The following is a 24,914-nucleotide window of genomic DNA, read 5'->3' on the forward strand; positions in this document are numbered from 1 at the left end:
TGCCCATCTGGCATGAGGGCGCACAGGGCGCTTTCGATCATGCCGCCAAAGAGCCGCAATGGCTCACGACCTGGACCAGTCATGGGGCAGGATTGCAGGCAGTTCGTACCCGATTACAGTGCGCGAGCTTCCCGTTGTCTTGCCCGTGGCCCGTCCGCCAACCCGGAAAACCCGAAAGCGCCGTTGAACGCGCCTGAAGCGGGTTTTTCACAAGAGGACAAGATATGTTCAATACCCATAAAGTCGAAATCGAATGGGGCGGACGTCCGCTCGTTCTGGAGACCGGCAAGATCGCCCGTCAGGCTGACGGCGCCGTACTCGCCACTTATGGCGAAACCGTTGTTCTTGCGACCGTCGTTTCCGCCAAGGAACCCAAGCCCGGTCAGGATTTCTTCCCGCTCACAGTCAACTATCAGGAAAAGACCTACGCTGCGGGCAAGATCCCTGGCGGCTTTTTCAAGCGTGAAGGCCGTCCGAGCGAAAACGAAACTCTCGTTTCGCGCCTGATCGACCGTCCGATCCGTCCGCTTTTTGTTGATGGCTACAAGAATGACACGCAGGTTGTTCTCACCGTTGTACAGCACGATCTGGAAAACGACCCGGACGTTCTGGCCATGGTCGCCGCTTCCGCAGCCCTCACCATTTCGGGCGTGCCTTTCATGGGACCTATCGGCGGTGCGCGCGTCGGCTATATCGACGGCGAATATGTGCTGAACCCGAATATCGACGAAATGCCGGAATCGAAGCTTGATCTGATCGTCGCTGGTACGTCGGAAGCTGTGCTGATGGTTGAATCGGAAGCGCAGGAACTTTCCGAAGAAATCATGCTCGGTGCGGTCATGTTCGGCCACAAGGGCTTCCAGCCTGTGATCGAGGCGATCATCAAGCTGGCCGAAGCCGCGGCCAAGGAGCCGCGCGATTTCCAGCCGGAAGACCTCTCGGCTCTCGAAGCCAAAATGCTGGCAGTTGTCGAAAACGACCTGCGTGACGCATACAAGATTACCGAAAAGCAAGCCCGTTATGTAGCGGTCGACGCTGCCAAGGCCAAGGCCAAGGAGCATTTCTTCCCTGAAGGCGTGGAAGAGCCTGAATTCTCGGCTGAAGAGTTCGCAACCGTATTCAAGCATCTTCAGGCCAAGATCGTTCGCTGGAACATTCTTGACACCGGAAGCCGTATTGATGGTCGCGATCTTGCGACCGTTCGTCCGATCGTATCGGAAGTCGGCCTTCTGCCGCGCACGCACGGCTCTGCGCTCTTCACCCGCGGCGAAACGCAGGCCATCGTCGTCGCGACGCTCGGCACCGGCGAAGACGAGCAGATGATCGACGCGCTGACGGGCACGTACAAGCAGCCTTTCATGCTGCATTACAACTTCCCGCCCTATTCTGTCGGTGAAACTGGCCGCATGGGTTCGCCGGGCCGTCGTGAAATCGGCCATGGCAAGCTGGCATGGCGTGCGATCCATCCGATGCTGCCTTCGGCTGACCAGTTCCCTTATACCATCCGTGCGGTTTCCGAGATCACCGAATCCAACGGTTCGTCCTCGATGGCATCGGTTTGCGGCGCTTCGCTGGCGCTGATGGATGCTGGCGTTCCGATCACCCGCCCGGTGGCCGGTATCGCCATGGGCCTCATCAAGGAAGGCGATCGTTACGCCGTTCTTTCCGACATTCTCGGTGATGAAGACCATCTCGGCGACATGGATTTCAAGGTGGCTGGTAGCGAAAACGGCATCACCGCGTTGCAGATGGACATCAAGATTGACGGTATCACCGAAGAAATCATGAAGGTTGCTCTGGAACAGGCCAAGGGTGGTCGCGTTCACATTCTCGGTGAAATGGGCAAGGCCATCTCCTCGTCGCGTGAGGAACTGGGCGAATTTGCCCCACGCATCGAAGTGATGAACATTCCGACCGACAAGATCCGTGACGTGATCGGTTCTGGCGGCAAGGTTATCCGCGAAATCGTGGAAAAAACCGGCGCCAAGATCAACATCGAAGACGATGGCACGGTCAAGATTGCGTCGTCCAACGGCAAGGAAATCGAAGCTGCCAAGAAGTGGATTCACTCCATCGTGGCTGAGCCGGAAGTCGGTGAAATCTATGAAGGTACGGTCGTAAAGACCGCTGACTTCGGCGCTTTCGTGAACTTCTTCGGCCCGCGCGACGGCCTTGTTCATATTTCACAGCTCGCTGCTGAACGCGTCGCCAAGACCACCGACGTGGTCAAGGAAGGCCAGAAGGTCTGGGTCAAGCTCATGGGCTTTGACGAACGCGGCAAGGTTCGCCTGTCGATGAAGGTCGTTGACCAGGATACCGGCAAGGAAGTCGTTGCCGAAAAGAAGGTGGAAGCCGACGCTGAATAAGCTCTGCTTGCTCTATTCAGGAAAGCGCGCCCTTGTGGCGCGCTTTTTTTGTTGCGTGAAACCGTTTTAATAGCCATGAGAAAGCATGGTCACAGGTTCACAAAAAACACTCTTCCTTCCCTTCGAGCAGGGCATATTGGATATGCCGCAAGCGGGGAAATCCTTCTTCGCCTGCGGGCTTTCGGCGGATCGCCTTTTGGAACCGGAATGGAAGGCGGCGCTTACCTGCTTGCAGCCATGGCGCCCCAACTGGCTGGCACTCAACAAGGAAGGCTTCCGCGTTGAGCCAAGGCTTGCCACTGGCACGCGTTTTTCCGGCGGGTTGCTGTTGCTCGGAAAACATCGCGGACGCAACGAGGCGTGGTTTGCGGAGCTTCTGGCAAGGGTTGAGCCGGGTGGCTGGATCGTCGTGTCGGGCGACAAGAAACTGGGCATTGATAGTTTCCGCAAATGGGTCGGCAATATTGCTGAAATTAGCGACCGTATGTCCAAAAATCATGCGGTGGCCTTCTGGCTGCAGCGGCCTGCCGATCTGGATGATGGTTTCATCACGGCGCTGCGCCCTCTGGCCAGCGATATTGATGAGGTGTTCCGTACCGAGCCGGGCATGTTCTCGCATGGCGCCATCGATAAGGGCTCTGCACTCCTGGTGCCGCACATGGAGAAGATCGTCTTTGGCAATGTCGCCGATCTGGGCGCGGGCTGGGGCTATCTTGCGGCCCAGTGCCTTAAATATGCCGACCGCATCAAATCCATCGATCTCTTCGAGGCTGATTACGAAGCGCTTGAGGCCGCGCGCGGCAATATGGAGCGACTCGGCGCTTCCGTGCCGATGGCGTTCAACTGGCATGATGTAACCAGCGAGAAGATTACAGGTATTTACGATACCGTCATCATGAATCCGCCCTTTCATGAAGGACGGACGGCGGATGTTTCACTCGGCCAGAGTTTCATTGCCGCCGCCGCCTCGCGCCTCAAGCCAGGCGGAAGGCTGCTGATGGTGGCAAACCGTCAATTGCCTTACGAGGTTACGCTCAAAGCCTTGTTCAAGTCGGTCGTGACCCTTGAGGAAGCGCAGGGCTTCAAGATTTTCGAAGCCAAGAAGTAAAACAAAAAAGCCGCCTCAAAAAGCGGCTTTTTTTACTTGTATAAGGCTTATTCGCCGCGCTCGACATCCGAGCTTTTCAGCTCTTCCAGCGTCGGCATCGAGACGATATTATAGCCCGAATCCACATAATGGATACCGCCCGTCACTCCGCTTGAAAGATCGGACAGGAGATAGACCGCCGATTTGCCGACATCGTCGATATCGACGGTGCGGCGCAGCGGCGAATTGCGGCGCTGATAGCTGAAGATCGCGCGCGCATCGCCGATACCCGCGCCTGCAAGCGTGCGCACGGGTCCGGCGGAAATCGCGTTGACGCGAATGCCTTGCGGTCCGAAATCGGCTGCGAGATAGCGCACCATGGCTTCAAGAGCCGCCTTGGCAACACCCATGACATTGTAGTTGGGGATCGTGCGTGTGGAGCCGCCATAGGTCAGCGTCAGAATGGAGCCGCCGTCCTTCATCAGCTTTTCGGCGCGCTGCGCCATTTCGGTGAAGGAGTAGGCGGAAATCACCATTGTGCGGCTGAAATTATCGCGCGTGGTGACGTCTGCGTAACGGCCCTTCAATTCGGTTTTGTCGGAGAAGCCAATAGCATGAACGATGAAGTCGAGCTTGCCCCATTTCTTCTCGATTTCGGCAAAAACGGCATCGACTGTGGCAATGTCCTCGACGTCGCAAGGCAGTACGAGTTCCGAGCCGACCTGTTCTGCCAGGGGCTTCACGCGCTTGCCGAGTGCATCGCCCTGGTAGGTGAAGGCAAGCTCGGCGCCCTGAGCCGCGAGCTGCTTTGCAATTCCCCAGGCAAGAGAGTGATTATTCGCGACCCCCATAATGAGGCCGCGTTTTCCCTTCATCAAACCGTCCATATTTCCCTCTCCCTCAGCCCTGGTAGCGCTGGAACACCAGCGTCGCATTGGTGCCGCCAAACCCGAAGGAGTTGGAGAGCACGGTATTGAGCTGAGCATTATCGATACGCTTGCGAACGATAGGCATGTCCGCGAAAGCAGGGTCCAGTTCTTCGATATGCGCGCTTTCGCAGATGAAATTATTGTGCATCATCAAAAGCGAGTAGATGGCTTCCTGCACGCCCGTCGCACCGAGCGAATGGCCGGTCAGAGATTTGGTCGCAGCGATCGGCGGACAGGCGTCACCTGTACCGAATATCTGGCGAATCGCCTCGATTTCGGGCGCATCACCTGCGGGCGTCGAGGTTGCATGCGGGTTGATGTAGTCGATCTTGGAATTGACGGTCGAAAGCGCCATTTTCATGCAGCGCAGCGCACCTTCGCCCGACGGAGCCACCATGTCGTAGCCATCGGAGGTTGCGCCATAGCCGATGATCTCGCCATAAATCTTCGCGCCGCGCGCACGAGCTGTTTCGAGGTCTTCGAGAATGAGAACGCCTGCGCCGCCTGCAATCACGAAACCGTCGCGGTTTTTGTCATAGGCGCGGGAGGCAGTGGAGGGCGTGTCGTTATATTTCGACGACATCGCGCCCATGGCGTCGAACAACACTGAAAGCGTCCAGTCGAGGTCTTCGCAGCCGCCCGCGAACATGCGGTCCTGCTTGCCATACTGGATCATCTCGAAGGCATTGCCGATGCAATGGTTCGACGTCGCACAGGCCGAAGAGATCGAGTAATTGATGCCCTTGATCTTGAAGAAGGTCGCAAGCGTTGCCGAAGCCGTGGAACTCATGGCTTTGGGAACGGCAAAGGGGCCGACGCGCTTGGGGCCTTTTTCGCGCGTTATATCGGCGGAATCGACGATAGTGCGCGTCGAGGGGCCGCCCGAACCCATGATGATGCCGGTCCGCTCGTTCGAGACTTCCTCTTCTGACAGTCCCGCATCGGCAATTGCCTGATCCATGGCGACATGGTTCCAGGCCGTGCCGCGACCGTGGAAGCGCATGGCGCGACGGTCCACCAGAGCTTCGACATCGATCTTGGGAGCGCCGTGAACCTGGCAGCGGAAACCCAGCTCGGCATATTCCTCGGCCCGGGAGATGCCAGACTTGGCTTCGCGTAGCGACGCCGTGACCTCTTCGGTATTATTTCCAATCGAGGATACGATCCCCATACCCGTTACGACCACACGCCGCATCGCGTTCTCCTTTGCACTTGTTACCTCAGGCTGGCTCTGTTGAGCTGGCCCTTCTTCCGGTTACATAGTGCGATCTTCGCATGTTTTGAGCGCGGTCGCATGAAAACTCTTCATTTTATGCAGGTCGCGCCCGTGGATATCAAGTGGTTCAGCGCCTATTGCGCGCTGCCTTCCTTGGACAGGCCGACGCGCAAATCTGTCGCCTGATAGATGGTTTCGCCATCGGCCTTCAGCCAGCCGTCGGCAGTGCCGAGCACGAGGCGGCCGCGCATGACGCGTTTGAAGTCGATGCCATATTCAAGAAGCTTTGTATTGGGACGAACCATGCCCTTGAACTTCACCTCACCGGTCGAAAGAGCCATGCCGCGGCCCGGCTCGCCGAGCCAGCCGAGGAAGAAGCCGGTAAGCTGCCACATGCCGTCCAGGCCGAGGCAGCCCGGCATGATCGGGTTGCCCAGAAAGTGGCAGGGGAAGTACCAGTCATCGGGGCGTACGTCATATTCGGCGCGGATATAGCCCTTGTCGAAGGCACCGCCCGTTTCGGAAATATCTGTGATGCGATGGACCATCAGCATCGGAGGCAGAGGAAGCTGCGCATTGCCGGGACCGAACATTTCGCCGCGTGCGCAGCTAAGGAGTTCTTCATACCCGTAGCTCGATTTCTGTTCTGCCATTATGCCTCCCTTGAGGATCATTCTGATGTGACCGTTCCTGTCGTCAGGGGCGGCCCGGTTGTCGTCGTTTCCGGAACATCCCTAGCATAGACTGTTTCCGGCAGTAAAATCATGCATTGGGTTTTCCCGAAAAAGCCGGGAATTACCATGCCTATTGATACTTGTTTCGCAACGGCATATATCAATGTCAGTAGGCAATGGGCAACAGCCTGTTCGATGTTTGGCAAAATTGCTACGAGCTTGTGACGGGTCCAAGGGTAAAAATGCAAAATTATCATGCCCATCACGCGATGGTTTCAATGGAAGAACGGCTTCGCGGCGCAGGCTTGAGGCCGACGCGTCAGCGTGTCGCGCTCGCCAGCCTGATCTATGCGCAGGGCGACCGCCACCTTTCTGCGGAAGAGCTTCATGAGGAGGCCGTGCTGGCCGATGTGCCGGTTTCGCTTGCCACCGTTTATAACACGCTGCACCAGTTCACCGAAGCCGGCATGCTGCGTATCATCGCGGTCGAAGGGTCGAAAACCTATTTCGATACCAATATTTCAGATCACCAGCATTTTTTCCTTGAGGGTGAGAATGTGGTGTTCGATATTCCGCATGGCGAGCGCGGCCAGCCCACGGTTGCGAATATGCCTGACGCACCAGACGGCATGGAAATCGTCAATGTGGACATTATCGTGCGCCTGCGCCGTAAAGGACGCTGACCCACTCGATACGAATCATGAAAAGCGGCTTGAAGCCGCTTTTTTTAACGAGCGCATACAGGCGTTGGCTCAATCGAAGACTTCGCCCGGATACACGCCCCATAGTTCGGATTGCCTGAACCAGCCTTTCGTCCCTTTCACTTCAAGCTCGCACCACTCGCCATTGCACTCGCGAACTGTACCGATGACGCCGGGTTCGACCTCCGCCGCAATGCCGGAGGTTTCGTTTGCGTCGCGCCACATGGTAATCATGGCACCTTGATTGTCCTTGAGCCATGGCGCGGCGGCAGCGGTGCGTTTGCCAGACAGAAGTGACTGATAGACCCAGCCTTCCGTGCCATCCGCATCGCGGATGCGCCGCCAGTTGTCGTATTCCTGGATGATCTCGACAGGCAGGCCGGCTTTCAAAAATAGCCAGGATACTGCATATTGGCGTCCCGGACCGACCCGCAGATTGGCGCGCGCGGGTTTGAGACTGACGAAACGCGGGACAGGCAGACCGCTTGGGCCCAACCTCGTGCCTGCCGGTGCCGCCGCACTGGCAGCATTATGATGTGGCGCGCCAAGCGGCACGATGAACAGCAGTAATACGATGGCGCTTAATGCTGTTATCAAAAAGCGTTGCACCATCAAGAAACGTTGCGAAAGCATGCGGGACAATTCTGACCTCTCGCCGTCCTGTCATTTCAAGGCTGCATCCGGGAAGGGGGCTGCCATCCATCCGGAACTACCAAAACAAATTGGAGTGCGGTTTTCCGCTTGTGATTTTCTTTGTCTTTGCCATGCTGCCTTGCTAGAGATGGGCAACCGAAGCAGTTTCCATATTGCACCTTCTTGGTTAAGGAGGTCTCAACGCAAGCGCATCGGTCTGAGGGCATTGCACAAAACGAGGCTCAAAACGGGGTGGAGATGTCGAACAAGAAGAAGCCGCTGGTCGTTCTTACCCGGAAATTGCCGGATGCAATAGAAACCCGAATGCGGGAATTGTTCGATGCACGTCTGAATATAGACGATCATCGCATGACGCAGCCGGAAATCATTGCCGCCATGAAGGAAGCGGATGTTCTTGTTCCCTGCATCACGGATGTAATTGACGCGGCGGCCATCGAACAGGCTGGCCCCAATTTAAAGCTTATCGCCAATTTCGGCAATGGCGTCGATAATATCGATGTATCCGCTGCGGCCAAGCGCGGCATCACCATCACCAACACGCCCAATGTCCTGACCGAAGATACTGCCGATATGACGCTGGCGCTTTTGCTGATGGTACCGCGCCGTCTGGTGGAGGGCGCAAACGTCCTCAATAAACATGCAGGAGAATGGCCGGGCTGGTCGCCGACATGGATGCTCGGACGCCGCATCTGGGGCAAGCGCCTTGGCATTGTCGGCATGGGGCGCATCGGCACAGCCGTCGCCCGCCGCGCCAAGGCTTTCGGCCTGTCGATTCATTATCATAATCGCAATCGTGTCAATCCGCAGGTCGAGGACGAGTTGGAGGCGACCTACTGGGACAGCCTCGACCAGATGCTCGCCCGTATGGACATCATATCGGTCAATTGTCCTTCGACGCCCGCGACTTTCCACTTGCTTTCCGCGCGCCGCCTTGCGCTGATGCAGCCCACTGCCTATGTCGTCAACACTGCCCGCGGCCAGATCATCGATGAGGTGGCGCTGACGGAGATGATCGAAGAGGGTAAGTTGGCTGGTGCGGGGCTCGATGTTTTCGAGAACGAGCGCGCCGTCAATCCGCGCCTGCTGTCATTGGTGGAAAATGGCAAGGTCGTGCTGCTGCCGCACATGGGTTCGGCCACCATCGAAGGTCGCGTCGATATGGGTGATAAGGTGATTATTAATATCAGGGCTTTTGTCGATGGGCATCGCCCGCCCGATCGCGTCTTGCCCAATCGGGTATAAATCTGTTTTACGGCCTGCGGATCAGCGTCGGCAGGTCGTAGAGATAGGCGATGCGCTTGATCGCTTCCCTGAGCGGTTCCAGCGTCACGGTCATGGTGTGGCCGCTGGCATGGATGAGCATATCGGGCGAAGCGCAGATTGCGACATGGCCTTTCCAGAAAACCAGATCGCCGCGCGCAAGGTTTGAATAATCGCCATCCGGCTCGATGATTTCGCCCAGCATCTCCTGCTGCATGTCCGAATCGCGCAGCACTTTTCGCCCCGCCACCCACATGGAAAGCTGCACCAGACCAGAACAGTCGATGCCGAAGCCGGAGGTCCCGCCCCACAGATAGGGCGTGTGCAGAAGCGTTTCGGCAATGGCCACATAGTCGGAAGCATGTTCGCCCACAGGCGTGAGATGACACGCAATCAGCGCCTCGCCGCTTGCAAGCAGCGCATAGTCGGTGCCGCGCTTTTCTGCTTTGCCGACGATGCGCACCCGGGAACCGAGCGACAGGGCCTTGGAATGGGGAAAGCGCAGATCAGCGCCGGGGTAGGCGAATGTGCGCGGCACAGTGACCATATGTGTCGCCTCGCCATCGGGACTTTCCAGCGCGGCGGAAGAGACATAGCCGGTATAGCTGTCGCGTTCAGCCTGAACCCAGCTCCAGCCGTCCTGCTCCTCGAAGACCTGCATCATATCGCCGAAAACCACCTGCGTCTGCGGCCCGCTATCGGGGCGCGGTTCGGCACGTAGATCGGCTACAGATGCGGAAACTCGCATGAGCGTGCCAGCGGTAAAACGGCTCGCTTCGACCTTGCCGCTTAACCGTTCGTCGGCGAGATCGGGGCGATAGGCATTAAGGCGGCGGTCGAGCAGGCTCACAATGGTAACTCCCTGGCTTTGGCGATCACCAGATCACCCAGCCTTTCGACATAGAGTGCCCCAGCGACGGTTCTTTTTACTAGCACATTGCGCTTGTCTTTTTCATCACGATGCCGGGAAACGAGATCGAGTAGTCCCATTGTATCGAGTGCGCGCGTAATCACCGGCTTGGTGACGTCGAGCTTTGCCGCCAGCCCCCGCACGGTATGCGGCGGCGGCTCCAGATAAATGGTCAGAAGAATTGCCGCCTGCCGCGTGGTAAGATCGGGCATTTCGTCCCGGATCTGCGCCAGCGACAGGGTTTTCAGCAAGGTCAGCGCCTGCAATGGCTTTAGCTCAACGGGCATGATACCAGACCAGCCAGAATTGTTTCGGGTCCGTATCATTCAACGCCGTTTCACTATTGCAGGCAAGCGAAATTATCGGGCCGGAAAGCGCTCCTTGAGCAATTGGTTGAGTGCCCGGATGGCCTGCGCTTCGCCGCCGACGGGCGAGGCGGGCTTTTCTACCGGGGTCCAGCCGAAAATGTCGAAATGCACGTGAGCCCCGGCTTTTTCGACAAAGCGGCTCAGAAACAATGCCGCCGTGACCGATCCGGCAAAGCCGTCAGTGGTGACATTGTTGATATCGGCCACGCGAGAGGAAAGCTTTTGCGCATAGGGCTGCCAGAGCGGCATGCGCCACAATGGATCGGCAGTTTCGTCAGCTTTCTGCGCAATTGCCTGCGCCAGATCGTCATCATGGGTATAGAAGGGCGGCAGATCGGGGCCGAGCGCCACCCGCGCTGCGCCTGTCAATGTCGCCATATCGACCAGCAGTTCCGGCTCTTCTTCATCGGCTAGCGCAAGCGCATCGGCCAGCACCAGACGGCCTTCGGCATCGGTATTGCCGATTTCCACCGTCGGACCCTTGCGGCTTTGCAATATGTCGCCGGGGCGAAACGCATTGCCGGAAATCGAATTTTCAACCGCCGGGATCAGCACGCGCAGCCGCACCGGCAATTGTGCAGCCATGATCATCAAGGCTAGGCCCAGCACATTGGCAGCCCCGCCCATATCTTTTTTCATTATCAGCATGCCACTGGCCGGTTTGATGTCGAGGCCACCCGTATCGAAACAGACACCCTTGCCGACGAGGGTGATTTTGGGGTCGTTATCATTGCCCCAGCGCATGTCGATAAGGCGCGGCGCGATGCTGCCCGCACGGCCCACCGCATGAATCATGGGCAAATTCTGCGCCAGAAGCGCATCGCCTTCGATTGTCGAAATTTCCGCTTTGTACTTTCCGGCAAGATCGCGCGCGGCCTGTTCCAGCGCGTCCGGTCCCATATCGCTGGCGGGCGTGTTGATGAGGTCGCGAGCAAGCGTCACCGCATCGGCGACTGCTTGCGTCTCTTTGGCATCCACACCTTCGGGCAGGGCCAGTCGGATGGTTTTGCCATCGGCTTTGCGATAGCGCGTGAAACTGTAGCCGCCCATCAGAAAGGCCAGCGTTGTAAGGGCTGCATCTTCCGGCTTGCCTTCGATGTGCCAGTCGCCTTCTGGCAGCGCGCGGGCGAGTTTGCCGGCCAGCAACTGCGACTGGCCGCTTTTTTCCTCGCCGCCCGTTCCAAACAGCGCACCGGCAATCGCGCCTTCCTTTGCCGGGAGGATGAGAACGCGCCCGGCCTCGCCGTTGAAGTCATTGGCCTTGGCCCAGAGGGTCGCATCCTGCGGCAGTCCGGCCTGATCAAGAGCATTCTTTCCAATGAACCATATGGGGCGGCTGTTTGCTGATTTTACGGTAACGATCTCGACGGCCATGACATTCCTTGACGGTGGTTTTGCCTGAAAATGGGGCAGCGATTCAGCGCTGGTCGAAAGACTTGGCCTGCACGGACTGATAATTCAGTGCGGAAGCAGGTTTTCCGGCAAAAAGCGCCAGCCCGCTGATGACGGCGATAATGGCGAGCGCACCGATGAGCGTGCATTCGATCATCGCTGCACCCGATCTATTTCTCAAAAAGCGCGTCATCAAAGCCGGCATGTTCGTTACCCTGAGCAAAATGTCTCGATGGGGTTTTTTTAGTGCCTGCCAATTGTGATGAGTTTAAGAAACACGGAAAATAAAAGGTTAATACAGGCTCGTTGGCGCTTCGTTCCGGTTTGGGTTAATGGATGGCAAATGCTGTCGTCAGGGCCTATATGAACTTCTGTTGCCAATGCTGCTGGAAGAAACATATGCCGGAATTGCCAGAGGTCGAAACGGTTCGCCGTGGATTGGAGCCCTTCATGCAGGGCGCAAAGGTCGAACGGGTTGAGCAGAACCGGCCCGATTTGCGCTTTCCTTTCCCGCAGCGTTTTGCCGAACGGTTGTCGGGTCGCATGATCGACGCGCTGGGGCGGCGCGCAAAATATCTCACCATGCATCTCGATGACGGATTGTCGGTCATCAGCCATATGGGCATGTCCGGCTCTTTCCGCATCGAGGCGGAGGATGGACAAGGATTACCCGGCAGCTTTCATCACGAGCGCTCCAAGAACAACCGACACGATCACGTCGTCTTTCATCTCGTCCGTCCGGACGGTGTGCATGTGCGTATTATCTATAACGATCCACGCCGTTTCGGCTTCATGCTGTTTGCGGAAGAAGGCGCGCTCGATAATCATCCGCTGTTGAAGGGGCTTGGCGTGGAGCCGACCGGAAACCGGCTTTCGGGTGAATTGCTGGCGAGTCTTTTTGTAGGCCGCAGGACATCGCTCAAGGCAGCTCTTCTCGATCAGCGGCTGATTGCGGGACTTGGTAATATCTATGTGTGCGAAGCGCTCTGGCGTTCCGGCCTCTCTCCCATGCGCGCGGCAGGCTCGATTGCCGGGGATACGCAAACGCTCGACCGCCTGGCTTCCGATATTCGCAGCGTAATAGCCGAAGCCATCGCGGCGGGCGGCTCAAGCCTGAAAGATTATATTCAGGCCGATGGCGCGCTGGGTTATTTCCAGCATTCCTTTTCGGTTTATGGACGCGAAGCCATGTCATGCAAAACGCCCGGCTGCACCGGAATGGTCGAACGCGCCGTGCAATCGGGACGTTCGACCTTTTTCTGCGCATCCTGCCAATGTTGAAAAGCGGGAGGCTGAACCCTTGCCAAAGCGCGTCCGGCAGTTCACCTTGCCGCCATCAGTTGGACTGACGAAGGAGGAGAGACATTCCCATGGCCTATGAAACGATCGTTGTGGAAACGCGCGGTGGCGTCGGTCTTGTTCGTCTTAACCGGCCGCAGGCGCTCAATGCCCTCAACGGCACGGTTCTCGACGAATTGACGGAGGCGCTGGCCGCCTTTGACACCGATGGCAAGATCGGCGCAATCGTGCTGACCGGCTCTGAAAAGGCTTTTGCCGCCGGTGCGGACATCAAGGAAATGCAGCCGATCAATTTCGTGGATGCCTATCTTCAGGACATGTTCGCCGGCTGGCAGAAGGTGGACCGCGTCCGCAAGCCCATCATTGCGGCAGTTGCCGGTTACGCGCTGGGCGGCGGCTGTGAGCTGGCCATGATGTGCGATTTCATCATCGCTGCCGACAACGCCAAATTCGGCCAACCGGAAATCACGCTGGGCGTCATGCCGGGTATGGGCGGGTCGCAGCGCTTGACCCGCTATGTCGGAAAGTCCAAGGCCATGGATATGTGCCTGACGGGCCGCATGATGGACGCGCAGGAAGCAGAGCGCTCCGGTTTGGTGTCGCGCGTGGTTGCGCCCGAAGAACTCCTAGAGGAAGCCTTGAAGGCTGCCGATCGTATTGCCGCGTTCTCGCGGCCTTCCGTGATGATGGTCAAGGAATCGGTCAATCGCGCCTATGAAACGACTCTCGACGAGGGCCTGCGTTTCGAGCGGCGCCTGTTCCATTCGCTTTTTGCGACAGAAGACCAGAAGGAAGGCATGTCGGCCTTTGTCGACAAGCGCACGCCGTCTTTCAATAATCGTTGAGCGGGCAATAATCGTTGGGTAGGCAAGAATCGCTGAATGCGCTCGCGCAGCAGAAACCACATTGACGCGCGCCCAAAGCTGATCTATAAGCCCGCCACGGATTGGTGGCCCCCAGACATTGTGGCTACCCAGAGGTTTTGTGCCCGACGGTTTAGCCCGTGGGCTAGCTGACAGAAAAAAAGAGAGGCATTTATGGCCAATACTCCTTCGGCCAAGAAGGCAGTGCGCAAGATCGCTGCCCGCACCGAAATCAACAAGTCCCGCCGCTCGCGCGTGCGCACTTTCATTCGCAAGCTTGAAGACGCGCTTCTGAGCGGCGACAAGCAGGCAGCAGAAGTCGCGTTCAAGGCCGCCGAGCCTGAACTGATGCGCGCTGCTTCCAAGGGTGTTCTGCATAAGAACACCGCATCGCGCAAGGTGTCCCGCCTTGCCGCACGCGTAAAGGCGCTCAACGCCTGATATTTTCCATATCTGGAATTTTATTGAAAACCCGGCTCATTATTAGCCGGGTTTTCTTTTTGGAGTTTTTCTCAGGTGAAGGGCAAGGGAAGGCTGTAACGATTCTCGCGGCAAGGGGAGCCATTTTTCTGTGCATTTGCATCAGTGCGAGGGTTCAGGCCATTTCGGTAGCTCACCGTAATCGGGAACCGGTCTATGGGTCGGAATTTTAACGCTTATTTCAGGCAGGCTTCGGAAGCCGCAGTTCAGCCCAAAACGAGATGCGGTTATTTTCTTTTTAACTTCAATTGGTTGCCAATGTTTATCCACTGTTATCCACAGGCTCTCTGCGGATTCAGAAGCACGCATGAGTCAAGCATTTTTTTAAAATTTATTTTCTAGAACCTCATTACGCGACCGCCTAAAAAACCGCTGATGGAAACGTATTGAATCCTAAGGCGTTATTTCGCTGGCGTCTGATTCTCGCTCTCCGCCCGATCCCGATGCAAGCCTTAAGCGAAGAAAAATCTATTCTGCCAAGGGTTGCTCTTTGCCGCGAGGCTTCGCTAAAGTCAGCTTATTGAGAGGGATGGCCGTTGGCCCGGAGTTAGCATCAAATGAAGTCTGATTGGCGTTGGCATGTATGGCCGCGGATGCTGATTTTTGGTCCTAAAGGCCCTTTTCTGTAGAGTTGATTGCTTACCATTCATTAACCGGAATGCTCTTTTAGACGCATCTTTGTTGTTTGGGTGGTTGTCGCGAATTCCGTTCCGGGCAATCAGCCTAAAGCATCGGTTCGAGGGTTGGAGGCGATTCTCGAAAAAATGCGATGCGTCGTGATGCGTAAGTAGAAAGGAGTACTCGGGGTATCAGTCCATGACGGACTGTTTGAGTTTGTGTTCGGCCCTTCTTCATGAAGGACCTGTGTAATGTGAGTGCCGCCTGGGTGCCTGATTCCCGAGATCTGGAAAGCCCGGTGCAGGAAATAACGACAAGCGCCGTAAAAATGGTGCGTAGGAATTTGAGGCAGGCGAGACGATGGCAATGATGACTGGCAAGTCGACGGCAACGATGGGTGATGATGCGCATGCGAACCGTATCCATGGATCTTCTGCTACCGGAAAAGACGAAAGTCTCGTGAGCGCTGACAAGGCGCTCGGTGAAGAGGCATTCGAGCGGCTTACGGCAAAGCTGAAAGCGCGCGTTGGCAGCGAAATTTATTCAAGCTGGTTTGGGCGGCTGAAGCTTGATGACCTCTCCAAGAGCGTGGCGCGCCTATCGGTTCCGACAGCGTTTCTCCGCTCCTGGATCAACAATCATTATTCGGCGCTTCTGACCGAACTGTGGCAGGACGAAAATCCACAAATATTGAAGGTTGAAGTGGTCGTGCGCGGCATGAGCCGCGTGATGCGCCCCGTTCCGCCCGCTGGCACCAACGAGACCGTGGAGACCAGAGCGCCGGCAAATCTGCGCGAAAAAGTAATGTTCCCGGTCGGCCAGCCCAGCGCTGAAAAGCGCGGCTCTGCGGTTGTCGCGGAAACGGCTGCCGCCTCTGGTTCGGTTCTCGGCTCGCCGCTCGACCCGCGCTATACGTTCGATACTTTCATCGATGGCGCATCCAACCGCGTAGCACTGGCCGCAGCGCGCACCATTGCCGAAGCGGGCTCCAGCGCCGTGCGCTTCAACCCGCTTTTCATCCATGCATCCGTCGGCCTTGGCAAAACCCATCTGTTGCAGGCGATCGCCGCTGCTGCCTTGCAGCGCCAGGAAAAGGCCCGCGTCGTTTATCTGACTGCGGAATATTTCATGTGGCGCTTCGCCACTGCCATCCGCGACAACAATGCGCTCTCCTTCAAGGAGCAGCTGCGTGACATTGATCTGCTCGTCATCGACGACATGCAGTTCCTGCAAGGCAAATCGATCCAGCACGAATTCTGCCATCTGCTCAATACGCTGCTCGACAGCGCCAAGCAGGTCGTAGTTGCGGCTGACCGCGCTCCGTCCGAACTCGAATCGCTCGATGTGCGTGTTCGTTCCCGCCTTCAGGGCGGCGTTGCGCTGGAAGTCGGTGCGCCTGATTATGAAATGCGCTTTGAAATGCTGCGCCGCCGGCTCACCGCCGCGCAGGTCGAGGACCCCGGGCTCAATATGGGCGAAGACATCCTTGCCCATGTCGCGCGCACTGTCACTGGGTCGGGCCGTGAACTCGAAGGTGCTTTCAACCAGCTTCTGTTCCGCCAGTCTTTCGAGCCAAACATTTCCATTGACCGGGTCGATGAACTGCTTGGCCATTTGATCCGCGCCGGAGAACCCAAGCGCATCCGCATCGAGGAAATCCAGCGCATCGTTGCGCGCCATTACAATGTCTCGAAGCAGGACCTGCTTTCGAACCGCCGCACGCGTACCATCGTCAAGCCGCGCCAGGTGGCGATGTATCTCGCCAAGATGCTCACCCCGCGTTCGCTACCGGAAATCGGTCGCCGCTTTGGTGGGCGCGACCATACCACCGTTCTGCATGCGGTCCGCAAGATTGAGGATCTGGTCGGAGCAGACACCAAGCTGGCGCAGGAGCTGGAGCTTCTCAAGCGCCTCATCAACGATCAGGCCGCCTGAGAAGGATGGCCTGAGCGCCGCTAAGGCCAGTTATCAACAAAAAGCCCGCGTTCCAGTATTGTGTCACGCTGCGCGGGCTTGCTTTTCGCCTAAAAAATCTGCCACTTTAGCAAACCTTCTGGCGCCAGTGCGCCTTATTGACGGGGGCGTCTGCCCGTTGCGCGGTTGCCCTGTCCTAGCGAGCGAGTGCGTTTTAATATGCGTGTTACCCTGGAGCGATCGAACCTTCTCAAATCACTTAACCACGTCCACCGCGTCGTGGAGCGCCGCAACACAATACCGATTCTGTCCAACGTTCTTTTGCAGGCCGATGGCGCCAGCCTTGCCCTCAAGGCGACCGACCTTGATCTTGAGGTCAATGAAGCAACTGCGGCGATGGTCGAGCAGGCAGGGGCGACCACGGTTCCGGCGCATCTTCTCTATGATATCGTGCGCAAATTGCCCGATGGCGCGGAAGTCATGCTGGCCACCAATCCCGATGGCGGTTCCATGTCGGTGGTTTCCGGCAAATCGTCTTTCCGCTTGCAATGCCTGCCGCAATCCGATTTTCCGGAACTGACGGCGGGAGCCTTCACCCATTCTTTCCGCATCGATGCGCAGGCATTGAAGCGCCTGATTGATCGCACACAATTTGCGATCTCCACGGAAGAAACCCGCTATTATCTCAACGGCATTTATCTGCATGCCATTGAAAGCGATGGTGCGCTGAAATTGCGTGCGGTAGCGACCGACGGCCATCGCCTGGCTCGCGCTGAACTTGAAGCGCCATCGGGTGCCGAAGGCATGCCGGGCATCATCATTCCGCGCAAGACGGTCGCCGAATTGCAGAAACTGGTCGATGTGCCGGATGTGGTCGTTTCTGTCGAATTGTCGGACGCGAAAATCCGCTTCACAGTCGGCTCGGTTGTCCTGACTTCCAAGCTGATTGATGGAACCTTCCCCGATTACCAGCGTGTCATTCCTTCCGGCAATGACAAGAAACTCACCATCAGCCGTCAGGATTTCGCGGCTTCCGTGGATCGCGTTTCGACCATATCGAGCGAGCGGGGCCGTGCGGTCAAGCTTTCCATTGGCGATGGCCTGCTCACATTGACGGTCAACAACCCCGATTCCGGCAGTGCGACCGATGAGCTTGCGGCGGATTACGATGCCGATCCGCTCGATATCGGTTTCAATTCCAAATATCTGCTCGACATCACCAGCCAGCTTTCCGGTTCCGATGCCATCTTCATGCTGGCGGATGCCGGTTCTCCGACGCTGGTGCGCGATACAGGTGATGAAGACGTCCTTTACGTGCTCATGCCGATGCGTGTTTAAAGAACGGGATCGTGACCACCGCCGAGCCTGAACAAAGCCGTCCGGATCGAGTTTCGGTCCGGCGGCTTAAACTTGTCAGTTTCCGCAATTATGCGGAACTAGCCCTGCCGCTTGGCCCCGGCCATGTGGTGCTGACCGGGGAAAACGGCTCTGGAAAAACCAATCTGATCGAGGCTGTTTCGTTTCTGTCGCCGGGCAGGGGCCTGCGCCGAGCCGCTTACGATGATGTGGCGCGCAGCGGCAGCGGCGATGGCTTTGCCATTCACGCCACGCTCGATTGCATGAGCTATGGCGAGGCCAATATTGGCACTGGCACGGCGGGCAATAGCGAAGGGGGGCGCAAGGTTCGCATTAATGGTGCCGCGGCTTCCGGTGACGAATTGCTCGATTATGCGCGCATCCTCTGGATCGTCCCCGCCATGGATGGACTGTTCACCGGCGGTGCATCGGAACGGCGGCGTTTTCTCGACCGCATGGTACTGGCTATCGACACAGTTCATGGCAAGCGCGTTCTCGATTATGAAAAAGCCATGCGCAGCCGCAACCGGTTGCTAAACGATGGCATGAATGACGAGCGCTGGCTCGACGCCATCGAAAATCAGATGGCGGAACTGGGCATCGCCATTGCCGCTGCGCGTGCCGAGGCCATGCGGCTGATTGCTGCCATGATCGAAAAGCTTCCCGCCGAGGGTCCGTTTCCGAAAGCCGACTGCTTTCTGGAAGGGGCGCTGGAGCAGCGGATCGGCGTCGAGGCGGCACTCGATCTGGAAGAGGATTATCGCCGCACCTTGCGGGATGGAAGACTGCGCGATCGTGCTGCGGGCCGTACGCTGGAGGGGCCGCACCGCACCGATCTCATCGTGCAGCACCGGCCCAAATCGATGCCCGCCGGTCTTTGCTCGACCGGCGAGCAGAAAGCGCTTTTGATCGGCCTCATTCTGGCTCATGCGAGGCTGACGAGTGAGCTTTCCGGCATGGCCCCCATTCTCCTGCTTGATGAAATAGCCGCCCATCTCGACATGGGACGCCGTGCTGCCCTGTTCGGCATTCTCGACGATCTGGGCGGGCAGAGCTTCATGACCGGCACGGACCGGGCGCTTTTTGAAGCGCTTGAGGGTGATGCGCAATTCTTCAATGTGTCCGCTGGCCAGCTGACCACTATTTGAGACAAAATATCCGCTGACAGCACCAGGCGGTCAGCCTATGGTTGGTACTATGAATGAACCTTCAAAATCTTTTTCGTCCGAAGAACTCGAACGCTATGCGCGCCATATCGTGTTGCCCGAAATCGGCGGTCCCGGCCAGCAGAAGCTGAAAGCCGCGCGCGTACTGGTACTTGGCGCGGGGGGGCTGGGCGCGCCGGTGCTGCAATATCTGGCGGCGGCGGGTATCGGAACACTCGGAATTATCGATGACGACACGGTTTCGCTGTCCAATCTCCAGCGGCAGGTCATCCACGAGACGGCAAGCGTCGGGCAGGCGAAGGTCGCAAGCGCGGCTGCGGCAATCGCGCGCATCAATCCGCATGTGAAGGTGGAAAGCCATGAATTTCGGCTTGATGCGCAAAACGCGCAGGCGCTGATTGCGGCTTATGATGTGGTGGTGGACGGCTCGGATAATTTCGCGACGCGCTATGTGCTGGCCGATGCGGCAGCGGCAGCACAGCGCCCGCTGGTGACAGCGGCCATTGGCCGTTTCGATGGCACGATTACGGTTCTCAAACCTTATGAAAAAGGCGCGGATGGCTTGCCCAATCCCTCCTATCGCGATCTTTTCCCGCAAGCACCGCCACCCGGAACGGTTCCGAGCTGTGCCGAGGCTGGCGTATTGGGCGTTCTGCCGGGCGTCATGGGCAGTCTTGAAGCGATGGAAGTCATCAAGCTTGTTGCGGGCATAGGAGAGCCGCTGGTCGGGCGGCTGCTCCTCTATAATGCCTTGACGGCGCGTTTTGAAACCATCCGTTACAAGGCGGCGAAACGCCCCTGACGGCTTTCAGTACTGCGTTGCGCGGTCCACGACATGTTCGAGCGTCCCGTCGCGTTCGAAGGCATCGATCTGGCGGATGATCTGCGGAACAATCGCCGCCGCCGAAGAGCTTGCCGCGGCATGGGGCGTGATCGTCACCCGCGGATGGGTCCAGAGCGGGCTGTCGGCAGGCAACGGTTCCTGGTTGAACACATCGAGCGTTACGGCTGAAAGCAGGCCGCGATCAAGTGCGGCCAGAATATCGGCCTCGTTCTGCAAGCCGCCGCGGCCGGCATTGATAAGCACCGGCGCGCCCAGCGGCCCGTCGCTTTTGAGCTGGGCGAACATCGACATGGACAATATACCCTTCGTGTCGGGCGTCAGCGGCAGAAGGCACACGAAAATATCGGCGGATGCGAGGAAGGGCGCAAAGCCGTCCTTGCCGTGAAATGTCGTCACGCCCTTGATCTCATTCGGGCGGCGGCTCCAGCCGGTAATGTTGAAGCCCAGTGTTTTCAGCTTGTCGGCGGCATCGCGTCCCAGCACGCCCAGCCCCAGAATGCCCACCGTCACTTCATGGGCGGCGGGCTGGCGCGGATCTTCGTGCCAGACGCGGTTTTGCTGCTGTTTGCGATAGATCGACCCGAAGCGATGATGATCAAGCACCTGCCAGACGACATATTCGGTCATGCGCATGGTCAGATCGTCGGAAATAACGCGCACCAGCGGCACATCGGGAATATGCGGATCGTGAAATACATGGTCGACGCCTGCGCCCAGCGAAAAAATGACCTTGAGATTGGGCAGATTGGCCAGCGAGCCGGGCTTCTGTTTCCACACCAGCGCATATTCGATTGAAGGATCGTTTTCCGCGCGTTCGGTCACGACCTTGCGACCGGGCGCATGTTCCCGGAACATTTCGAGCCAGCTTTGCGCATTCCAGTTGGTCAGCGCCAGAAGGATATTCCCCTGATTGTTGTCGCTCATTATTTAATTCCTCCTTCAGTGGCCTCCATATGGAAGGCCGCAGCCATCAGTGTTCTGGTGTAGTCTGTCTTGGGGCTGGCGAAGATTTCCTTTGCCGTTCCATATTCCACCGCCTTGCCATTGCGCATCACCAGCACGTCATTGGCGAGCGCCCGCACCACTTTCAGGTCGTGGCTGATGAAAAGATAGGCGAGATCGTGTTTCTTCTGCAATGCGCGCAAAAGATCGACGACCTGTGCCTGCACGCTCATATCGAGCGCCGATGTCGGCTCGTCCAGCATGACGAATTTGGGGTTGAGCACCATGGCGCGCGCAATGGCGACGCGCTGGCGTTGCCCACCGGAGAATTCATGCGGATAGCGAAAGCGGCTTTCGGGATCGAGGTTCACTTCGTTGAGCGCCGCTATCACGCGCTGGTCGCGCTCATCGGCGGACAGCTTCGGCTCGTGCACCAGAAGCCCTTCGGCAATGATATCGGCGATGGTCATGCGCGGGCTGAGTGAGCCGAACGGGTCCTGAAACACGATCTGCATCTCGCGTCGCAGCGGGCGCATGTCACTGAAGCTGAATTTTGCGATATCGCGCCCGTCAAAGCGGGTTTCTCCTCTGGAAGAAATCATGCGCGACAGCGCCAGTCCGAGCGTGGTCTTGCCTGAACCCGATTCACCCACGACTCCGAGCGTCTGGCCGGCGCGCAATTCCACATCGATACCGTCAACAGCCTTCACATGGTCGACGGTCCTGCGCAAAAACCCTTTTTTGATCGGAAACCAGACACGTATATCTTTGCCTTCCATCACTTTTCTGGCGGAAAGATCGGCCCGTGGCGGCTCGCCCTTTGGCTCCGCGGCAAGCAAATGTCTGGTATAGGGATGCTGCGGATTGTCGAAAATTTCCTGCGTCGGACCGCTTTCTACGATCTTGCCGTTGCTCATCACGCAAACGCGGTCGGCGATCTTACGCACGATGCCCAGATCATGCGTGATGAACAGCATCGACATGCCCTGCGCGTTCTTGAGATCGGCCAGAAGCTGCAATATCTGCGCCTGTACGGTCACGTCGAGTGCGGTGGTTGGCTCGTCTGCAATCAGCAGTTTGGGCTTGTTGGCAAGCGCCATGGCGATCATGACGCGCTGGCGCTGCCCGCCCGAAAGCTGGTGCGGGAAGGCGGCAAGCCGCTTTTCCGGTTCGCGTATGCCAACTTCGTTCAGGAGTTCCAGCGTCCTTTTTCGCGCGGCCTGCTCCCCCATGCCCTGATGCATTTTCAGGATTTCGCCGACCTGCCGCTCGACCGAATGCAGCGGATTGAGCGAGGTCATCGGCTCCTGAAAAATCATTGTGATGTCATTGCCGCGTACGCGCCGCAGTTCCGGCTCCTGTGCTTTCATCAGATCCTGCCCGTCGAAAAGGATTTCGCCGGAAGGATGGCTGGCGGCCGGATAGGGCAGGAGCTTGAGCACGGAAAGCGCGGAGACGGATTTGCCCGAGCCCGATTCGCCCACAAGCGCCACGGTTTCGCCCTGGCCTATGTCGAAGGATATGTGATCGACGGCAATGCGCTCCTCGCCATTCTGGCGAAAGGCGACGGAAAGATCGCGGATCGAAAGCAGGTTTGTGTTGTTCATCGCTCCGCTCATTGAAATGCCTTTCGCGGATCGAAGGCGTCGCGGGTTGCTTCACCGATGAAAATCAGCAGCGAAAGCATCAGCGAGATCACCACGAAGCCGGTCATGCCCAGCCAGGGGGCTTGCAGATTGTTCTTGCCCTGCGCGAGCAACTCACCGAGCGAAGCCGAACCAGGCGGCAGGCCGAAGCCGAGAAAGTCGAGCGAGGTCAGCGTGGTGATCGAGCCGTTGAGGATAAAGGGCAGGAAGGTCAGCGTCGCAACCATGGCATTGGGCAGCAGATGCCGCCACATGATGGTGCCGTTTTTCACGCCGAGTGCGCGCGCGGCATTTACATATTCGAAATTGCGCGCGCGCAGGAATTCGGCGCGCACCACGCCCACGAAGGCTACCCATGAAAACAAAAGCATGATGCCCAGAAGCACCCAGAATCCGGGTGGTAATATAGCCGCGATGATCAGCAGCAGATAAAGCACGGGGATGGATGACCAGATTTCGATGAAGCGTTGGAAAATCAGATCGACCCAGCCGCCGAAATAGCCCTGTACCGCACCTGCGCTCACGCCGATAATGGCGGAAAAGAAGGTGAGGATCAGCCCGAAAAGCACCGAAATGCGAAAGCCATAGAGGGCGCGCGCAAAGACATCGCGCGCCTGATCATCGGTGCCGAGCCAGTTCCAGTTGCCGGTAATACAGTTGGGGTCATCAACGCCGAGCGGATAGCGCTGGCAGCGCTCTTCCTTGGAATAAAGCCAGAATGGCTTTGAGGGGGCCGCTTCGGGAATATCATTATTGACGGTATTGTAGGAGTAACGCACCGGTGGCCAGATCGCCCAGCCGTGGCTCTCGATCTCGTCTTGTATCATAGGATCGCGATAGTCGGTTACGGCATAAAAGCCGCCAAATTTCTCTTCCGGATAATCGACAAAAACCGGAGCCAGCAGCTCGCCTTTGTAGGAGACGAGAATGGGCCGGTCATTGGCGATGAACTCGGAACCAAGTGCCGCGATGAGCAGGAACAGGAAAATCCACAACGACCAGTAACCGCGCTTGTTGGCCTTGAAATTCTGCCAGCGACGGCGATTGAGCGGCGAAAGAAACGGGCGCTTGACGGGCGCGGCAACAGGGGCAAGGGTTGTGTCACTCATCACACATCCCTCCGCTCGAAGTCGATGCGCGGGTCGATCCACGTATAGGTGAGATCGGAGAGAAGCCCGACCAGAAGGCCGATCAGTGAGAAGATGTAAAGATTGGCGAAGACCACAGGATAATCGCGATTGATGATCGACTGATAGCCGAGCAGGCCCAGCCCATCGAGCGAGAAGATGGTTTCGATCAGCAGCGAGCCGGTAAAGAAGGCCGAGATGAAGGCGCCCGGAAAACCGGCGATCACGATCAGCATCGCATTGCGGAAAACATGGCGGTAAAGCACCTGGTTCTCGGTCAGTCCCTTGGCACGCGCAGTGGTCACATATTGCTTGCGGATTTCCTCCAGAAACGAGTTCTTGGTCAGAAGCGTCGTCGTGGCGAAAGCCGAAAGCACCAATGCCGTCACCGGCAGCGCCATATGCCACAGATAATCGCCGATCTTTTCCCAGAACGACATTTGCGCGAAATCAGGCGAGGTGATGCCGCGCAGCGGGAACCAGTCGAAAAACGAGCCGCCGGCAAAAAGCACGATCAGGAGGATGGCGAACAAAAAGCTCGGAATCGCATAGCCGACGATGATGACCGCGCTGGTCCACGTGTCGAAGCGCGAGCCATCCTTGATCGCCTTGCGGATGCCCAGCGGTATCGAGATGACATAGGACAGCAGAGTGAGCCACAGCCCGAGCGAAATCGAAACCGGCATTTTTTCTTTGATGAGATCGATCACGCTGATATCGCGAAAATAGCTGTCTCCGAAATCGAAACGCAGATAGTTCCACAACATCAGACCGAAGCGTTCCAGTGGCGGCTTGTCGAAGCCGAACTGCTTCTCCAGTTCCGCTATGAATTGCGGGTCCAGTCCCTGCGCACCGCGATACCTGGAATTGACCGAGCCGCTATCCATGCTGTTCTGGCCGAAATCGCTGCCCCCGCCCGAAAGGCGGTCGAGCGCATCGCCGCCCTGGCCTGAAAGCTGCGCGATCACGCGCTCCACCGGGCCGCCTGGGGCGAACTGCACGACAGCGAAAGAAATGGCCATGATGCCCAGGATTGTCGGGATCATCAAAAGCAGGCGGCGTAGAATATAAGCGCCCATCAGTCTTTTCTGCCCCACATTTC

General features: G+C 57.6%; 23 protein-coding genes. 11 read left to right on the forward strand and 12 right to left on the reverse strand.

Annotated features, from left to right (window positions below):
- Nucleotides 1–224: 224 nt before the first annotated feature.
- Both pnp and KUG47_RS01495 read left to right on the forward strand, forming a co-directional pair.
- Entirely contained in the window at nucleotides 225–2,366 is a 2,142-nt protein-coding gene (pnp, locus tag KUG47_RS01490; protein WP_217676191.1) for a polyribonucleotide nucleotidyltransferase, read from the forward strand.
- 85 nt (nucleotides 2,367–2,451) lie between these two features.
- Complete coding sequence (locus tag KUG47_RS01495) at nucleotides 2,452–3,474, forward strand: class I SAM-dependent methyltransferase (protein ID WP_217676192.1); 1,023 nt, start codon at nucleotides 2,452–2,454, stop codon at nucleotides 3,472–3,474.
- Between the two features lie 47 nt (nucleotides 3,475–3,521).
- Here KUG47_RS01495 and fabI read toward each other — a convergent pair whose 3' ends face one another.
- The 3 genes from fabI to fabA form a co-directional block, all read right to left on the reverse strand.
- On the reverse strand, nucleotides 3,522–4,340 hold the full coding sequence (gene fabI / locus KUG47_RS01500) for an enoyl-ACP reductase FabI (protein WP_217676193.1): 819 nt from the start codon (nucleotides 4,338–4,340) through the stop codon (nucleotides 3,522–3,524).
- 13 nt (nucleotides 4,341–4,353) lie between these two features.
- Nucleotides 4,354–5,577 (reverse strand): beta-ketoacyl-ACP synthase I, encoded by a 1,224-nt coding sequence (gene fabB, locus KUG47_RS01505; protein WP_217676194.1) that lies wholly within the window; start codon nucleotides 5,575–5,577, stop codon nucleotides 4,354–4,356.
- Between the two features lie 155 nt (nucleotides 5,578–5,732).
- On the reverse strand, nucleotides 5,733–6,251 hold the full coding sequence (gene fabA, locus KUG47_RS01510) for a 3-hydroxyacyl-[acyl-carrier-protein] dehydratase FabA (protein WP_217676195.1): 519 nt from the start codon (nucleotides 6,249–6,251) through the stop codon (nucleotides 5,733–5,735).
- A 263-nt stretch (nucleotides 6,252–6,514) separates the two neighbouring features.
- On the opposite strand from fabA, the gene irrA reads away from it, so the two are divergent.
- Nucleotides 6,515–6,955, forward strand: a complete 441-nt coding sequence (gene irrA, locus KUG47_RS01515; RefSeq protein ID WP_217676196.1) for an iron response transcriptional regulator IrrA — start codon at nucleotides 6,515–6,517, stop codon at nucleotides 6,953–6,955.
- Nucleotides 6,956–7,024: 69 nt separating this feature from the next.
- Here the strand turns inward: irrA and KUG47_RS01520 are convergent, their stop codons facing one another.
- Entirely contained in the window at nucleotides 7,025–7,585 is a 561-nt protein-coding gene (locus tag KUG47_RS01520) for an SH3 domain-containing protein (protein ID WP_217676941.1), read from the reverse strand.
- A gap of 279 nt (nucleotides 7,586–7,864) precedes the next feature.
- Here KUG47_RS01520 and KUG47_RS01525 point away from each other — a divergent pair, with 279 nt between their 5' ends.
- Nucleotides 7,865–8,869 (forward strand): 2-hydroxyacid dehydrogenase, encoded by a 1,005-nt coding sequence (locus KUG47_RS01525; protein ID WP_217676197.1) that lies wholly within the window; start codon nucleotides 7,865–7,867, stop codon nucleotides 8,867–8,869.
- A 7-nt stretch (nucleotides 8,870–8,876) separates the two neighbouring features.
- Here KUG47_RS01525 and KUG47_RS01530 read toward each other — a convergent pair whose 3' ends face one another.
- The 4 genes from KUG47_RS01530 to KUG47_RS01545 all read right to left on the reverse strand — a co-directional run bounded on the left by KUG47_RS01530 (nucleotide 8,877) and on the right by KUG47_RS01545 (nucleotide 11,762).
- Nucleotides 8,877–9,737, reverse strand: coding sequence for a C40 family peptidase (locus KUG47_RS01530; protein WP_217676198.1), 861 nt, complete (start codon nucleotides 9,735–9,737; stop codon nucleotides 8,877–8,879).
- Nucleotides 9,734–10,084 (reverse strand): MarR family transcriptional regulator, encoded by a 351-nt coding sequence (locus KUG47_RS01535; RefSeq protein ID WP_217676942.1) that lies wholly within the window; start codon nucleotides 10,082–10,084, stop codon nucleotides 9,734–9,736. Before KUG47_RS01535 ends, KUG47_RS01530 begins: the two co-directional genes overlap by 4 nt.
- Nucleotides 10,085–10,156: 72 nt before the next feature.
- The gene (locus KUG47_RS01540; RefSeq protein ID WP_217676199.1) at nucleotides 10,157–11,539 is read right to left on the reverse strand and encodes a leucyl aminopeptidase family protein; all 1,383 of its coding nucleotides are present in this window, start codon (nucleotides 11,537–11,539) and stop codon (nucleotides 10,157–10,159) included.
- 43 nt (nucleotides 11,540–11,582) lie between these two features.
- The gene (locus KUG47_RS01545) at nucleotides 11,583–11,762 is read right to left on the reverse strand and encodes a Flp family type IVb pilin (protein WP_217676200.1); all 180 of its coding nucleotides are present in this window, start codon (nucleotides 11,760–11,762) and stop codon (nucleotides 11,583–11,585) included.
- A gap of 194 nt (nucleotides 11,763–11,956) precedes the next feature.
- Between KUG47_RS01545 and mutM the strand changes: the two genes are divergently transcribed.
- The 7 genes from mutM to KUG47_RS01580 all read left to right on the forward strand — a co-directional run bounded on the left by mutM (nucleotide 11,957) and on the right by KUG47_RS01580 (nucleotide 20,055).
- Nucleotides 11,957–12,838 carry a bifunctional DNA-formamidopyrimidine glycosylase/DNA-(apurinic or apyrimidinic site) lyase gene (mutM, locus tag KUG47_RS01550; RefSeq protein ID WP_217676201.1) on the forward strand — a complete coding sequence of 294 codons (882 nt, stop codon included), beginning with the start codon at nucleotides 11,957–11,959 and terminating at the stop codon, nucleotides 12,836–12,838.
- Nucleotides 12,839–12,927: 89 nt separating this feature from the next.
- Nucleotides 12,928–13,701 carry an enoyl-CoA hydratase gene (locus KUG47_RS01555; protein ID WP_217676202.1) on the forward strand — a complete coding sequence of 258 codons (774 nt, stop codon included), beginning with the start codon at nucleotides 12,928–12,930 and terminating at the stop codon, nucleotides 13,699–13,701.
- A gap of 192 nt (nucleotides 13,702–13,893) precedes the next feature.
- A complete protein-coding gene (rpsT, locus tag KUG47_RS01560) occupies nucleotides 13,894–14,160 on the forward strand; it encodes a 30S ribosomal protein S20 (RefSeq protein WP_217676203.1) in 267 nt (88 codons plus the stop codon).
- Between the two features lie 1,023 nt (nucleotides 14,161–15,183).
- Nucleotides 15,184–16,752 carry a chromosomal replication initiator protein DnaA gene (gene dnaA, locus KUG47_RS01565; protein ID WP_217676943.1) on the forward strand — a complete coding sequence of 523 codons (1,569 nt, stop codon included), beginning with the start codon at nucleotides 15,184–15,186 and terminating at the stop codon, nucleotides 16,750–16,752.
- 198 nt (nucleotides 16,753–16,950) lie between these two features.
- Complete coding sequence (dnaN, locus tag KUG47_RS01570) at nucleotides 16,951–18,069, forward strand: DNA polymerase III subunit beta (RefSeq protein ID WP_217676204.1); 1,119 nt, start codon at nucleotides 16,951–16,953, stop codon at nucleotides 18,067–18,069.
- 11 nt (nucleotides 18,070–18,080) lie between these two features.
- Nucleotides 18,081–19,235 (forward strand): DNA replication/repair protein RecF, encoded by a 1,155-nt coding sequence (gene recF / locus KUG47_RS01575; protein ID WP_217676205.1) that lies wholly within the window; start codon nucleotides 18,081–18,083, stop codon nucleotides 19,233–19,235.
- 49 nt (nucleotides 19,236–19,284) lie between these two features.
- Complete coding sequence (locus KUG47_RS01580) at nucleotides 19,285–20,055, forward strand: molybdopterin-synthase adenylyltransferase MoeB (RefSeq protein WP_217676206.1); 771 nt, start codon at nucleotides 19,285–19,287, stop codon at nucleotides 20,053–20,055.
- Nucleotides 20,056–20,061: 6 nt separating this feature from the next.
- On the opposite strand, the gene KUG47_RS01585 is transcribed toward KUG47_RS01580, so the two are convergent.
- The 4 genes from KUG47_RS01585 to KUG47_RS01600 are packed head-to-tail and all read right to left on the reverse strand — an operon-like array spanning nucleotide 20,062 to nucleotide 24,891.
- Nucleotides 20,062–21,021 (reverse strand): 2-hydroxyacid dehydrogenase, encoded by a 960-nt coding sequence (locus tag KUG47_RS01585; protein WP_217676207.1) that lies wholly within the window; start codon nucleotides 21,019–21,021, stop codon nucleotides 20,062–20,064.
- Nucleotides 21,021–22,646: an ABC transporter ATP-binding protein gene (locus tag KUG47_RS01590; protein ID WP_217676208.1), complete on the reverse strand. Its 1,626-nt coding sequence runs from the start codon at nucleotides 22,644–22,646 to the stop codon at nucleotides 21,021–21,023. Before KUG47_RS01590 ends, KUG47_RS01585 begins: the two co-directional genes overlap by 1 nt.
- A gap of 8 nt (nucleotides 22,647–22,654) precedes the next feature.
- A complete protein-coding gene (locus KUG47_RS01595; RefSeq protein WP_217676209.1) occupies nucleotides 22,655–23,794 on the reverse strand; it encodes an ABC transporter permease in 1,140 nt (379 codons plus the stop codon).
- Complete coding sequence (locus tag KUG47_RS01600; protein WP_217676210.1) at nucleotides 23,794–24,891, reverse strand: microcin C ABC transporter permease YejB; 1,098 nt, start codon at nucleotides 24,889–24,891, stop codon at nucleotides 23,794–23,796. Before KUG47_RS01600 ends, KUG47_RS01595 begins: the two co-directional genes overlap by 1 nt.
- Between the last annotated feature and the right edge of the window lie 23 nt (nucleotides 24,892–24,914).

The organism is Falsochrobactrum tianjinense, from assembly GCF_019100495.1.
In the GTDB taxonomy this organism is placed as follows: Bacteria; Pseudomonadota; Alphaproteobacteria; order Rhizobiales; family Rhizobiaceae; genus Brucella; species Brucella tianjinense.